Source organism: Enterobacter sp. J49 (assembly GCF_002148625.1).
GTDB lineage: Bacteria > Pseudomonadota > Gammaproteobacteria > Enterobacterales > Enterobacteriaceae > Enterobacter > Enterobacter ludwigii.
Map to the genome: position 1 here is coordinate 138,300 of NZ_MWPY01000033.1, position 14,417 is coordinate 152,716.

Sequence of the window (14,417 nt, forward strand, 5' to 3'; positions counted from 1 at the left end):
AGGAGCTTTTTTTTTTGCGTCAGATTTTGAGCAGTTCAGGCCACAGTTTCAGCGTGGTCGCGGTAATGGTTTGCAGTTTTTCCAGCGTAGCCCCTTCACGAGCGCTTATCGACATACCCTGCAAAATACAGTTCAGGTATTGCGCCAGCATCTGTGGATTGCAATGCGCAGGAATTTCACCTCGTTGTTGGCGCTGAGACAGGAACGCACTTAGCGTCTCTTCCTGCATGGCATGGCGCGATTTCACCGTGTTGGCAATCTCTTTTGAGGAGGCCGCAAGGGTGGCAGAGGTGTTAATCATAAAGCAACCCGCAGGGGTATCTTTACTGGTGAAGCAGGTCGCGACGGTGGTGAAATAGTCCCGTAGCGCCTGTTCGACGCTTTTCTCTTCACAAAACAGCTGGGCTTCGTGTTTCGCCGCAAAGCGCGAAATGTATCTGTCCAGTACTGCCCTGAACAGCCCCTCTTTATTGGTGAATTCAGCATACAGCGTGGGTGCTTTGGCACCGGTAGCTTCCACCAGATCGGAAAGCGAGGTCGCTTCATACCCATGTTGCCAGAAGAGAGTCATGGCCTTATCAAGCGCTGCATCCCTGTCGAACACTTTTGGTCGGCCACGGCTTTTCTTCGCGCAACTCGTCACGTCGGTTGTCATTTGCCGTTGGTCCTCTGTTGGTTTGTTGAATAATCATTATAAAAATAATCGCGGGTGACCACCAGCACTGATGAGAGAAAAATAAATTAATCATATGGGTATGAAAAATAACGAATTTAAAATTTAATTAATGTTCGTTATAAAAAGATGTTGACGCGTGAGCTGGATCACATTTATGATTTACCTATCGATCGTTAACTAAATAGCTAACGACCTCCGAATCATCTGCCCAAAGGTAAAAATCATGAAAAACGTAAAAACCCTCATCGCTGCTGCTGTTCTGAGTTCACTTTCTTTCGCAAGCTTCGCTGCTGTTGAAGTGCAATCAACCCCTGCTGACCAGCATAAAGTCGGGACTATCTCTGCTTCTGCCGGGACTAACCTGGGCTCACTGGAAGATCAGCTGGCGCAGAAAGCTGACGAGATGGGTGCAAAATCTTTCCGCATCACCTCAGTGACCGGTCCTAACACCCTGCACGGCACCGCTGTTATCTACAAATAAGCCTGGCTAAACCCTCATTTATGCCACTGCGATGCCACTGTAAAAAAGCCCTGCTCAGCAGGGCTTTTTTTATTGGGGATCACATCGACTGCTGGGTGACATCCTGATGCCGGGTGACATCGGTGGGCATCCCGGAACGCGCCTCCATCGCACGCTCCATCACGATGCCATCCGTGCGGGCATTCGTTTTAAAGCTCACCATCGCGGCATTCAGATTAATTGGCAGTGTCTGCGGATCGTCGCCAATGTTTTTCGATAACGGCTGGTGAATTTCAACCAGCCTTACGCCACCCGGCTCCTCAGAAACCTTAATGGGCGTATTAATAATATTCACTCGGGTACCAGGCGTGATCACGCTATAGAGCGTCTTGATATCATCATCGCGCAGACGAATACAGCCGGAACTGACGCGCATCCCGATACCGAAATCCGCATTTGTTCCATGCAGAAGGTAAACGCCACCATAGGCCGCAAGACGGATCGCGTGGTGACCCATCGGATTCTCCGGACCCGCTGGCACCACAGCCGGCAAATCAATTCCCTGTGCTTTATAGCGAGCACGAATATTAGCCGTTGGCGTCCAGGTTGGGTTGGCACGTTTATCCGATACGGTGGTGACCATTGTTGGGGTCAGCGTGTCGCCGCCCAGCTGGCCAATACCGATTGGATAAACGGTGACTTCATTTTTACCCGGCGGGTAATAGTAAAGACGCAGCTCGGCAAGGTTTATCACGATCCCTTCGCGCGCTACATCCGGGAGAATGGTCTGCAACGGGATGGTCAGGACGCTGCCAGCGCGTGGCACATAGGGGTCAACGCCAGGGTTAGCCTGCAGCAGAGCCAGAAAGCCTACGTTATATTTTTTGGCAATCGCTTCGAGCGATCCCCCATTATTTTCAACCACATGAAAACGGTTTTCGCCCACGACCTTGCTGCCAGCAGGGGGAAGAGGCCAGGTATTTGCGCGTGCAGGAAGCGCAACAGCGACCGTTGCTGCCAGCGCAAACACGGTTATCCAGCGGGTAAAACGCGAAGAGGTCATCATCACCATAATCCATATAAATAATAAGGTTATTGTTTTATAAGGCGTTAACGATAATTATGGCGAATGGGTATGTCGGGAAATCCAGGTGAAGTGCAAAGAGTTTGTAAATTGTCCCCCCGTAAGCATTGCGCCAACGGGGGGAAGGGGAATTATGCGACAGCGTTCTCTTCCAGCTGACGCATAAAGTGACGAACCCACTCCATCCGGTTTTTACGATCCGTCAGCTCCTGCGTAAATTTCAGACGCGTTGGACCATCCAGACGGAAATGCTGCGGCTGTTTCTGGAGCAGACCGATTAGCCACATCGGATTAACGTGATTCTTCTCGGCAAATTCAATCACGCCACCTTTTTCATTGCCTTCGAGCTTACGAATGCCCAGCTTTTGTGCCTGCTGGCGCAGCCTCGCAATATCCAGCAGGTTTCTCGCGGCATCCGGCAACAGGCCAAAGCGATCGATCAGCTCTACCTTAATTTCATCCAGTTCGTTCTCATTTTTCGCACTGGCGATACGTTTGTAGAACGACAGACGCGTGTTCACATCCGGAATAAAATCATCCGGCAGCAGGGAAGGCATGCGCAGTTCCACCTCAGTTTGCTGGCTGGTCAGATCTTCCAGCGATGGCTCACGTCCGGCCTTCAGGGCATCGACCGCATTTTCCAGCAGCTCCATATAGAGCGAGAAGCCGATGGTTTCCATCGAGCCGCTCTGGTCTTCGCCCAGAAGTTCACCTGCACCGCGGATCTCAAGGTCGTGTGTCGCCAGCGCGAAGCCCGCGCCCAGATCTTCCAGCGATGCGATAGCCTCCAGACGTTTTTGCGCATCGGTGGTCATCGCTTTCGGATGCGGGGTCAGCAGCCAGGCGTAGGCCTGATGGTGCGAGCGGCCAACGCGGCCACGCAGCTGGTGAAGCTGCGCCAGTCCAAAGTGATCCGCGCGCTCAATAATGATGGTATTGGCCGTCGGAATATCGATCCCGGTCTCAATGATGGTGGTACACACCAGGACGTTAAAGCGCTGGTGGTGGAAATCGTTCATCACCCGCTCCAGCTCGCGCTCGCGCATTTGACCGTGACCGATAGCGATGCGCGCTTCCGGCACCAGTTCGGCCAGCCTGTCCGCCGCTTTCTGGATATTCTCCACGTCGTTATAGAGATAATAGACCTGCCCCCCGCGCAGTACTTCACGCAGAATAGCCTCGCGGACGACCAGGTTGTCGTACTCACGAACAAAGGTTTTTACCGCCAGACGACGTGCCGGCGGCGTGGCGATAATCGACAGGTCGCGCATGCCGCTCATCGCCATATTCAGCGTTCGCGGAATCGGTGTGGCGGTCAGGGTGAGGATATCGACGTCGGCACGCATCGCTTTAATACGCTCTTTATGACGGACCCCGAACCGGTGTTCTTCATCGACGATCAACAGCCCCAGATCTTTCCACTTCACATCACTCTGCAGCAGCTTGTGGGTGCCGATCAGAATATCGATCTTACCCTCGCTGGCCTGTTCCAGAATCTGCGACTGCTCTTTGGTACTGCGAAAACGTGACAGCATCTCAATACGAACCGGCCAGTTGGCGAAACGGTCACGGAAGTTGTCAAAATGCTGCTGGGCGAGCAGGGTGGTAGGCACCAGCACCGCGACCTGTTTGTTGTTTTCTACCGCGAGGAAGGCGGCGCGCATCGCCACTTCGGTTTTGCCGAAGCCGACATCGCCGCAAACCAGCCTGTCCATCGCCAGCGGCTGGCACATGTCGCTCAGCACAGCATTAATGGCCTGGGCCTGATCCGGCGTGGTTTCAAACGGGAAGCTATCGCAGAACATCTGGTACTGTTGTTTATCATGCCTGAAGGCAAAGCCTTCTTTGGCCGCGCGTTGGGCGTAGATATCCAGCAGTTCTGCCGCCACATCACGCACTTTTTCCGCGGCTTTCTGCCGCGCGCGCGCCCAGGCGTCGCCGCCCAGTTTATGTAATGGCGCATGATCTTCTGCACCGCCGGCATAGCGGCTGATGAGATGCAGGGAGGAGACCGGCACATAGAGTTTGGCGTCATTGGCGTAGGTCAGCATCAGGTATTCGCCCTTGATGCCACCGGCTTCCAGCGTCGTCATGCCCTGATAACGGCCCACCCCGTGCTCGAGGTGAACAATCGGCTGGCCGGGGTGTAGTTCGGCGAGGTTACGGATCAACGTGTCCGGATTAATGGTGCGACGGCTGTCCTGACGGCGGCGCGCCACGCGTTCCCCCAGCAGGTCGCTTTCGCAAATCAGCGCCAGATTGTTGAGGGTATCCACAAACCCGTGCTCGGCGGAGCCAATCATCAGATAACGGCCATTACCGGTGGCTTCACTCAGGCGCAAAATACGTTTCGGGGCAATTTTGATCCGCCCCAGCAGTTCACCCAGCGCTTCCCGGCGGCCTTCGCTTTCAACGGAGAACACGACCGGCCCGGTAAAGGACTCGAGGAACTTGCGCAGATTATCCAGCGGCGACTTCTGCTGCGCCTGAACGGATAAATCCGGTAGCGTGCGGAAGGCGAGGTTGGTATTGGCGGCCTTGTCGGCGAGCGAATCGGTTTTGAGCTGCATACGCGGCCAGCGTTTCAGCTCGGCGTTCAGCTCATCAGTGCGCAGCCACAGCACTTCCGGTGGCAACAGCGGACGCATCGGGTCCACGCCCCGGTTTTCAAAGCGGGCGCGGGTTTCGCTCTCAAAACGGCTGGCGCTGGCGTCGATATCACCGGTGTTAACAATCAGCGTATTGGCCGGGAAATAGCTGAACAGCGCGGGCAGAGGCTCGTTAAAGAACAGCGGCTGCCAGTATTCAATACCCGCCGGCAACGTCCCTTTGCTGACCTGCTGATAGATATGTTCGGCATCGCGTTTGACGTCGAATCTGTCGCGCCACTGGCTGCGGAACAGCTCGATTGCGGTTTTGTCTGTCGGGAACTCATGTGCGGGCAGTAAATTGATGGAGTCCACTTCTTCCAGCGTGCGCTGCGTGTCGGCGTCGAACACGCGCAGGCTGTCGATTTCATCATCGAAGAAATCCAGACGATACGGCTGGTCGCTGCCCATCGGGTAAAGATCGAGCAGTGCACCACGCGTGGCATATTCCCCGTGCTCCATCACCTGATCGACATGGCGATAACCGGCGCTGTCGAGCTGCGCGCGCAGGGCGTCCCGGGACAGGCGCTGGCCTTTTTTCATCACCAGCGCATGGCCATGAAGATAGCTGTGCGGACAGACGCGCTGCATAAGGGTGTTTACGGGGACGATCAGCACGCCGCGCTGCATCGTCGGTAACTGATACAGGGTCGACAGACGAGAGGAGATGATCTCCTGGTGCGGCGAGAAACTGTCATACGGCAGCGTTTCCCAGTCGGCCAGACTGAACACCAGATTGTCAGTGAACTGGCGGATTTCATCATGCAGACGCAGGGCATTTTGCATATCCGGGGCAACCAGTACCACCGGACCCGGGTGCCGCTCAGCGATTTCTGCCACCAGCGTGGCGCACGCCGCGCCAGTAAGTTCGCCCAGCTGGCGCTGATCGCCCGCTTTGACAGGCAAGGAATATCGATAGTGTTCAGGCATGGCTATGTCAGAGTCTCTTGGGGATATACCAACAGTATTGGGGCATATCACTGATACGCAATGTCTTTATTATCCTCGATCGTTTTACATAATCAAACCGGAACCGCACAGGGAGAAAATTCGCCCCCAAAAGGGGGCGAAAAGCGCATCAGCGGCTGGCCGATGACGGAGAAAGCGTGGAAGGCGGGGAGAAGAACACATCACCAAACAGTGCGGTGGAGACCTTACGCACCCCAAGCCCGGCAACGGTGCAGAGCAACAGGCTGGCAAACGGGTAGACCAGAATCAACGTCAGCTCCGCCCAGACCGGCCAGTATGCGGCATTCATCTCACCAATCAGGAACAGGCTAAAGGCCTCAATCAGGATGCGATGGGTGGTATAAATCGCGATGGTATTAGAACCGATCACGTTAAGCAGATTATTAGGATGGACGGCATAACGTTGCTCAATGCTGTAGAAAAGCTTCATGATCAACACAATCGACAGCAGGGAGAGCAGCAGCGGGACGTTAGCAAACCACAGCACCACAGAAACGGCAGCGAACGCGGCTAACGCCAGCCAGGCGCGACGCAGATTGAACCCTTTCATCCACGCCATCAGCTCAGCGCCATACCACGCGCCGAGGCTGTAGTAGATCATGTTGCGCACCACGCTGTTCATTCCCCACCACGGCAGCGGCAGGAAGTTTATCGCGACGCTCGCCAGTGCCAGCAGCCCCAGTACCGGCAGCTTCCAGCGGCTCAGCAGTTTACACAGCGTGAAATAGACCACCAGGGCATACAGATACCAGAGACTGGTGCTGGCGGTGAGCATTCCCTTCACAAACCCGGAAAGGGAATCGGCATAGGCCGCATTGGAGGAAGTGGCCAGTTCACGCTCGGGAGCAAGCCAGGCGTTGAGGTGGCTCAGCGCCTGCCATTGCAGAACGCCCCACAGCGCCAGTACCCAGACAATGCTCCAGATCCGTTTATCGAGACTGGTACGCCAGTCCACCTCATCGATGTAACGTCGAATCAGATAGCCGGAAATGAAGAAAAACACCGGCATGCGGAAGGGAGCAAGATAGAGATTAAAATAGACCCAACATTTGGCGAGAAGACCGGATAACGGATGTTGTAACCCATTGAGATGGGGATAAAAGGTGATGACTGAATGGTAGATAACCACCAGGCAGATACACAGCCCTTTTATCTGGTTAATCCATAATGCTTTTTGCTTCATTGTTCGCGACTACCTTTTTGCCATAAACGAACGAACAATTGTTGTTAAACAAAACCGTGATGTAACGGGTAACAGTCTGTATCAGGAGGTTTTTCGGAAAAGGTGGAGGCTGTACAGGGAGGTTTCAGAGAGTAGTACTCTGATTTATCTGAATTTTTCAGAAAAATGATTACCAAAGCTTACGGTTTCAGTCATTTACGCTTAAGGGATTCGCTTATATACTCGTGGGTCTGCTATCAGCAAACAGACGGATTTCATGTACCAACCTGTCGCACTCTTCATAGGCTTACGTTACATGCGTGGGCGCGCCGCGGACCGCTTCGGTCGTTTTGTCTCCTGGCTTTCGACTATTGGCATTACGCTTGGCGTAATGGCTCTGGTGACGGTTCTTTCCGTCATGAACGGCTTTGAGCGCGAGCTGCAAAACAACATCCTGGGGCTGATGCCGCAGGCTATCCTCTCCTCAACCCACGGTTCCGTTAACCCACAACAGCTGCCGGAAAGCGCGGCGAAGTTACAGGGTGTCACGCGCGTTGCGCCGTTAACCACGGGCGATGTGGTGCTGCAAAGCGCCCGTAGCGTGGCGGTCGGCGTGATGCTGGGCATTGACCCGGCGCAAAACGACCCGCTGACGCCGTTCCTCGTGAACGTGAAGCAGACCGACCTGGAAGCCGGCAAATATAACGTGATCCTCGGCGAGCAACTGGCCGGGCAGCTTGGCGTCAACCGTGGTGACCAGCTGCGCGTAATGGTACCGTCGGCCAGTCAGTTTACGCCGATGGGACGTTTGCCAAGCCAGCGCTTGTTTACGGTGGTTGGCACGTTTGCCGCCAATAGCGAAGTCGATGGTTATCAGATGCTGGTGAATATTCAGGACGCGTCACGTCTGATGCGCTATCCGGCGGGGAATATCACCGGCTGGCGCCTGTGGCTCGACGCCCCGCTAAAAGTGGATACCCTCAGCCAGCAAACGTTGCCGGAAGGGACCAAATGGCAGGACTGGCGTGAACGCAAGGGCGAGCTGTTCCAGGCCGTGCGGATGGAAAAAAATATGATGGGGCTGCTGCTGAGCCTGATCGTGGCGGTCGCGGCCTTCAACATCATCACCTCACTGGGGTTGATGGTGATGGAAAAGCAGGGTGAGGTCGCCATTCTGCAGACTCAGGGGCTAACGCCGCGCCAGATCATGGCGGTATTTATGGTGCAGGGTGCCAGTGCCGGGATTATCGGTGCGCTACTCGGTGCGGCGCTGGGGGTGCTGCTCGCCAGCCAGCTTAACAATTTAATGCCGATCATCGGCGCTCTGCTTGATGGTGCGGCGCTGCCCGTGGCTATCGAACCGTTACAGGTGATTGGGATTGCGCTGGCTGCGATGGCCATTGCGCTGCTTTCTACGCTTTATCCTTCCTGGCGCGCTGCCGCCACTCAACCCGCTGAGGCTTTACGTTATGAATAAGATCCTGTTGCAATGCGACAACCTGTCCAAACGCTATCAGGAAGGCACTGTGCAGACTGACGTGTTGCACAATGTGAGCTTCAGCGTGGGCGAAGGTGAGATGATGGCGATTGTGGGCAGTTCCGGCTCCGGCAAAAGTACGTTATTACACCTGCTCGGTGGGCTGGATACACCCACCAGTGGTGACGTGATTTTCTCCGGCCAGCCGATGAGCAAAATGTCATCTGCGGCAAAAGCGGAGCTGCGTAACCGCGAGCTGGGCTTTATCTACCAGTTCCACCACCTGCTGCCGGATTTCACGGCGCTGGAAAACGTGGCGATGCCGCTGTTGATTGGTAAAAAGAAACCCGCAGAAATTAACACTCGCGCCAGCGATATGCTGAAAGCGGTTGGGCTTGGGCATCGCGGTAATCATCGTCCTTCTGAACTTTCCGGCGGTGAACGCCAGCGTGTGGCCATTGCGCGTGCGCTGGTCAACAATCCGCGCCTGGTACTGGCGGATGAGCCAACGGGTAACCTGGACGCCCGCAACGCGGACAGTATTTTCCAGCTGCTGGGTGAGTTGAATGCCTCGCAGGGAACCGCGTTTCTGGTGGTAACCCACGATCTCCAGCTGGCAAAACGGATGGGACGTCAACTTGAGATGCGCGACGGTCATCTGAACCCAGAACTGACCCTGATGGGGGCGGAGTAATGGCTTCACCGTTATCGTTACTCATAGGGTTGCGTTTTAGCCGCGGACGTCGTCGCGGCGGCATGGTGTCACTGATCTCGGTGATCTCCACCATCGGTATTGCGCTGGGAGTGGCGGTGCTGATCGTGGGCCTTAGCGCCATGAACGGCTTTGAGCGTGAACTGAATAACCGCATCCTGGCGGTGGTCCCGCACGGTGAAATCGAACCGGTGAATCAGCCGTGGACGCACTGGAGCGATGCCCTGAGTAAAATCGAAAAAGTGCCAGGCATCGTGGCGGCCGCGCCTTACATTAACTTTACCGGGCTGGTCGAGAGCGGCGTTAACCTGCGCGCCATTCAGGTAAAAGGGGTGAACCCGGTGCAGGAAGAGCGCCTCAGCGCGTTGCCGAAATATGTGCAAAACGGCGCGTGGGCAAACTTTAAGGCCGGTGAACAGCAAATTATTATGGGCAAAGGCGTTGCCGAGGCCCTGAAGGTTAAGCAGGGCGACTGGGTCTCTATCATGATCCCGAACGCCAGTGCCGACCACAAGCTGCAGCAGCCTAAACGCGTACGTCTGCACGTCACCGGTATTCTTCAGTTAAGCGGCCAGCTCGATCACAGCTTTGCGATGGTGCCGATGGAAGATGCGCGCCAGTATCTCGACATGGCCGACAGCGTGACGGGGATTGCCATTAAGGTCAACGACGTCTTCAACGCCAATAAGCTGGTGCGTGATGCCGGCAGCGTGACCAATAACTATGTCTACATCAAAAGCTGGATTGGCACTTACGGTTATATGTACCGTGATATCCAGATGATCCGCGCCATTATGTATCTGGCGATGGTGCTGGTGATTGGGGTCGCGTGCTTTAATATCGTTTCGACGCTGGTGATGGCGGTCAAAGACAAGAGCGGCGACATCGCCGTCCTGCGTACCCTGGGGGCAAAAGACGGTCTTATTCGCGCCATCTTTGTCTGGTACGGTCTGCTGGCTGGACTGTTCGGGAGCCTCTGTGGCGTGGTGATTGGCGTGGTGGTTTCTCTGCAGCTGACGCCAATTATCAATGGCATCGAGGCGCTTATTGGCCACCAGTTCCTGTCAGGTGATATCTATTTTATTGACTTCCTGCCGTCTGAATTGCACTGGCTGGACGTTTTTTATGTGCTGGTAACGGCACTTTTACTGAGTCTGCTGGCAAGCTGGTATCCGGCGCGTCGCGCAAGCCGAATTGATCCGGCGAGGGTACTAAGTGGCCAGTAATTACGTCATGATTTAGCGGTCGTCAGGCCGCCAAATCAAAAAGAGGAATGCGTGATGTATTATGGATTTGATATTGGCGGCACCAAAATTGCGCTGGGCGTGTTTGATAAAAACCTCAAACTGCAGTGGGAAACCCGCGTTCCCACACCACGCGAAAGCTATGATGAATTTTTAACTGCCATTGCCGCGCTGGTGGCGCAAGCTGATTCACGTTTTGGCGTGAAAGGCAGCGTCGGCATTGGTATTCCGGGAATGCCCGAAACTGACGATGGTACGCTGTATGCGGCCAACGTTCCTGCTGCCAGCGGTAAACCGCTGCGCGCCGATCTCTCCGCTCTGCTTGAACGCGACGTGCGTTTAGATAATGATGCCAACTGTTTTGCACTCTCCGAAGCCTGGGACGATGAGTTTCAGCACTATCCGCTGGTGATGGGGCTGATCCTTGGCACGGGCGTAGGGGGAGGGATCGTCATCAACGGTAAGCCGATTACCGGGCGCAGTTACATTACGGGAGAGTTCGGCCATATCCGCCTGCCGGTTGATGCCCTGGCGGTCGTCGGGCGCGACTTCCCGCTGACCCGCTGCGGTTGCGGTCAGCATGGCTGTATTGAGAACTACCTCTCCGGACGTGGGTTTGCATGGCTTTACGAACACTTCTATCATCAGAAACTTGAAGCCCCTCAAATCATTATCTTGTGGGAGCAGGGGGATGCGCAGGCGCGAGAGCACGTTGAGCGCTATCTGGATCTGCTGGCGGTGTGTCTGGGAAATATTCTCACCATCGTCGACCCGGATCTGCTGGTGATTGGGGGAGGGCTTTCAAACTTTAGCGCGTTAACGGAACAGCTGTCCGGGCGTTTGCCCCGACATTTATTGCCGGTTGCCCGCGTGCCGCGTATTGAACGTGCGCGACACGGGGACGCAGGAGGGATGCGCGGAGCCGCATTCCTTCATCTCACCGATTAGTTTACGAGGTTTTTATGCTGTCGCGTCGCTTAGGTCGACTCAGCCGTTTTCGCAAAAATAAACGCCGCTTACGTGAGCGCTTGCGCCAGCGGATCTTTTTCAGAGACAGAATGATGCCAGAAGCGATGGATAAACCCAGAGTGGTGGTGCTGACCGGGGCGGGGATCTCCGCAGAGTCAGGTATTCGTACTTTCCGCGCTGCGGACGGGTTATGGGAAGAGCACCGTGTTGAGGATGTGGCGACGCCGGAAGGCTTTGCCCGCGATCCGGATCTTGTGCAGGCGTTTTATAACGCCCGCCGTCGTCAGCTGCAGCAGCCAGAGGTTGTGCCTAACCCGGCGCACCTGGCGCTGGCGAAGCTGGAAGAGGCGCTTGGCGATCGTTTTTTACTGGTTACGCAGAATATCGACAATCTGCATGAACGGGCCGGTAACAAAAACATCATCCATATGCACGGTGAACTGCTGAAAGTTCGCTGCGCCTGGAGCGGTCAGGTGCTGGACTGGAAAGAGGACGTGCTGCCTGAAGATAAGTGCCACTGCTGCCAGTTTCCGTCGCGCCTGCGTCCGCATGTGGTCTGGTTTGGTGAAATGCCGCTTGGTATGGATGACATCTACAGCGCGCTGGCCATGGCGGATGTCTTTATCGCCATTGGCACATCTGGCCATGTCTATCCCGCGGCCGGGTTTGTTCACGAAGCGCGGCTGCACGGCGCGCATACGGTTGAGCTGAATCTGGAGCCGAGCCAGGTGGGCAGCGAGTTCGAAGAGAAGCACTATGGCCTGGCCAGTACCGTCGTACCGGAGTTTGTCGATAAGCTCCTGAAAGGGCTGTAATCGCGATAGCCTGAAAAGGCACCCGTCCTGCGGGTGCCTTTTTTGTTTATGGCGTAAAGTACGCCAGCGTTTTCTCCAGCGATTTCGCCTGTTCGTCCAGCGACAGGGCCGCTGCTGAGATCTGTTGTACCAGGGACGCGTTCTGCTGGGTCGTGCTGTCCATCTGATTGACGGCAATGCTGACCTGGCTAATTCCCCGATTCTGCTCATCCAGAGCCTGAACAATATCGTTAATCACCAGATGCACATGCGACACGGCCTCGATGACCTGCTTCATCATGACGCCGGTTTCATTGACCAGCTCAACGCCTTTGCTGACACGGCCTGAAGACTCGGCTATCAGTTGGGAGATCTCTTTTGCCGCGTTGGCGCTTCGCTGGGCAAGGTTGCGCACTTCACCCGCCACCACTGCAAAACCGCGCCCCTGTTCGCCCGCGCGCGCCGCTTCTACGGCGGCATTCAGCGCCAGAATATTGGTCTGGAAGGCGATACCGTCCACAATGCTGTTGATCTCTCCAATCTTACGGGCGCTTTCGTCAATTTCCCCGATCACCACCACGACATCGTTGACCAGCGTCTCGCCATGTCCGGCAAGGGTCGCGGCGCGATCGGTAAGGGTGGTAGCTTTGTGCGCATTGTCGGCGTTATTTTTCACCGTGACCGAAATCTCTTCCATGCTGGCCGCGGTTTCGACAATCGCCGCTGCCTGTTCTTCGGTGCGTGAGGCCAGATCGAGATTGCCTGCCGAAATTTCACTGGTGCCACCGTGAACGGAGTGGCTGGCTTCGCTGATGTTACCCACGATGCGCTTGAGCTGCATCTGCATGGTGTGTAGGGCGTAAAAAATACTGCTGGTATCCCCGGGACGCACCGGGATAGCGTTGTTCAGGTCGCCTCCGGCCACGGCCAGCGCGATCCCGGCGGCATCTGACGGTTCGCCCCCCACCGGGCGGTCCACTTTACGGGTAAAGATTTGCGCCATGACCAGGCTGACAACCACAATGCTTAACACCATCAGGAGGATGGCTTTCAGTAAAAATTGTCTTGCCTCGGCCATCACTTCGCTGACCGGGGTGACGATAGCCAGCTTCCAGGGCGTCTGACTGTTGCCGATGGTAATCGCCTGCCAGGTGATAAACGCCTCTTCCTTCAGTTGAGGATCGTTTGTGCGTATCACCTCATCCCCTGTGACAGTTCCGGTGTAAGGCTTGCCTACGGCACGTTTATCCGGGCTGGAAACCACGCTGTTGCCCGCCGACAGAAGCAGGGCGTAGCCTGTACCGTTCCACGGTTTAATCGCCCCGATCATCGATTGCAGGGTCGCGAGTGAGAAATCCGACGTGACGGACCCCAGGAACTGACCCTCACGCATGATGGGGGCGGCAATCGAGGTGAGCATTACGTCCACCCCATTGTAGGGATAAATATAGGGTTCGATGATGACATCTTTTTGCCGTTGCTTCGGCAGCAGATAATAATCGCCGCTGCCGGGCGTTTCGATGTCCGTCAGCAGATGTAATGCCGGTTTGCCTGTGGCGTCGCGGTCAACGTAGCGGGCGTAACGTCCGGCGGGATCTTCACCGCTCTGACCGGCAAAGGTGGCATCGTTGCCATCGAAGGCATCAGGTTCAAAGGCCATCGACATTGAAAGAAACTGAGGGTGCGCTGAAAGATAATGGATTAGCAGCTGGTTGAGTCCCTGTCGATCAGCGATGCCCGCGTCGCGCAGTGCCTGAGCGCTATTTCCCATGTCCCGTGCGGCCGCCAGAGCGGAATCCATCTGTTTACTGACCTGCAACGACTGCACTTCAGCAATCTGGCGGATGTGTTTTTTAGCCAGCACTTCTTGCTGATCCATCCACTGCCACATCATAAAACCGATCGTTGCCGTAAAGCCCACCGTCACGGTGAGGAAAATGGACAATAGCATCAACGTCTTGACTCTTATTTTTTGTTTTCGGACCATGGCGTCTTTCATTCTCAACTCCCGTAATGACGTGCATGTCGGGCAGGCACAGATCACTTATCGGATATTTCGCCATGTTTCTGTAGAGCACCGGGTATATTTAATTTAAATTTTTGATCGCTAATTCCCGTTAATTAGTGTGGATGCTTTTATTTTGTGCATTCAATCAAATTAGTGTTCGATAATGCTCGTTATCGTTGTGCAGATAGGGGATGCTAATAAATATAAAGACGTT

Annotated in this window: 11 protein-coding genes; 6 read left to right on the plus strand and 5 right to left on the minus strand. The window is 55.2% G+C overall.

The features are described 5' to 3' along the window. Window positions 1-19 precede the first annotated feature (19 nt). Window positions 20-655, minus strand: coding sequence for a TetR family copper-responsive transcriptional repressor ComR (comR, locus tag BJP35_RS13470; protein ID WP_014169591.1), 636 nt, complete (start codon window positions 653-655; stop codon window positions 20-22). A gap of 244 nt (window positions 656-899) precedes the next feature. Here comR and bhsA point away from each other — a divergent pair, with 244 nt between their 5' ends. Beyond that, window positions 900-1,157, plus strand: a complete 258-nt coding sequence (bhsA, locus tag BJP35_RS13475; protein WP_013097102.1) for a multiple stress resistance protein BhsA — start codon at window positions 900-902, stop codon at window positions 1,155-1,157. Window positions 1,158-1,236: 79 nt separating this feature from the next. On the opposite strand, the gene BJP35_RS13480 is transcribed toward bhsA, so the two are convergent. The 3 genes from BJP35_RS13480 to BJP35_RS13490 form a co-directional block, all read right to left on the minus strand. Continuing rightward, a complete protein-coding gene (locus BJP35_RS13480) occupies window positions 1,237-2,202 on the minus strand; it encodes a L,D-transpeptidase family protein (protein ID WP_032681246.1) in 966 nt (321 codons plus the stop codon). 149 nt (window positions 2,203-2,351) lie between these two features. Beyond that, window positions 2,352-5,798 (minus strand): transcription-repair coupling factor, encoded by a 3,447-nt coding sequence (gene mfd, locus BJP35_RS13485; protein ID WP_020884658.1) that lies wholly within the window; start codon window positions 5,796-5,798, stop codon window positions 2,352-2,354. A gap of 148 nt (window positions 5,799-5,946) precedes the next feature. Then, the gene (locus tag BJP35_RS13490; protein WP_014169594.1) at window positions 5,947-7,020 is read right to left on the minus strand and encodes an acyltransferase family protein; all 1,074 of its coding nucleotides are present in this window, start codon (window positions 7,018-7,020) and stop codon (window positions 5,947-5,949) included. Between the two features lie 256 nt (window positions 7,021-7,276). On the opposite strand from BJP35_RS13490, the gene lolC reads away from it, so the two are divergent. The 5 genes from lolC to cobB are packed head-to-tail and all read left to right on the plus strand — an operon-like array spanning window position 7,277 to window position 12,216. Next, window positions 7,277-8,476: a lipoprotein-releasing ABC transporter permease subunit LolC gene (gene lolC / locus BJP35_RS13495; protein ID WP_086463329.1), complete on the plus strand. Its 1,200-nt coding sequence runs from the start codon at window positions 7,277-7,279 to the stop codon at window positions 8,474-8,476. Beyond that, window positions 8,469-9,170, plus strand: coding sequence for a lipoprotein-releasing ABC transporter ATP-binding protein LolD (lolD, locus tag BJP35_RS13500; RefSeq protein ID WP_020884656.1), 702 nt, complete (start codon window positions 8,469-8,471; stop codon window positions 9,168-9,170). The genes lolC and lolD overlap by 8 nt, the downstream gene beginning before the upstream one ends. Beyond that, window positions 9,170-10,414: a lipoprotein-releasing ABC transporter permease subunit LolE gene (gene lolE / locus BJP35_RS13505; protein ID WP_014169597.1), complete on the plus strand. Its 1,245-nt coding sequence runs from the start codon at window positions 9,170-9,172 to the stop codon at window positions 10,412-10,414. The genes lolD and lolE overlap by 1 nt, the downstream gene beginning before the upstream one ends. Before the next feature lie 54 nt (window positions 10,415-10,468). Then, on the plus strand, window positions 10,469-11,380 hold the full coding sequence (nagK, locus tag BJP35_RS13510; RefSeq protein ID WP_086463330.1) for an N-acetylglucosamine kinase: 912 nt from the start codon (window positions 10,469-10,471) through the stop codon (window positions 11,378-11,380). 14 nt (window positions 11,381-11,394) lie between these two features. Continuing rightward, on the plus strand, window positions 11,395-12,216 hold the full coding sequence (gene cobB / locus BJP35_RS13515) for a Sir2 family NAD+-dependent deacetylase (RefSeq protein ID WP_014169599.1): 822 nt from the start codon (window positions 11,395-11,397) through the stop codon (window positions 12,214-12,216). Window positions 12,217-12,262: 46 nt separating this feature from the next. Here the strand turns inward: cobB and BJP35_RS13520 are convergent, their stop codons facing one another. Next, on the minus strand, window positions 12,263-14,194 hold the full coding sequence (locus BJP35_RS13520; protein ID WP_047357241.1) for a methyl-accepting chemotaxis protein: 1,932 nt from the start codon (window positions 14,192-14,194) through the stop codon (window positions 12,263-12,265). Window positions 14,195-14,417: the final 223 nt, after the last annotated feature.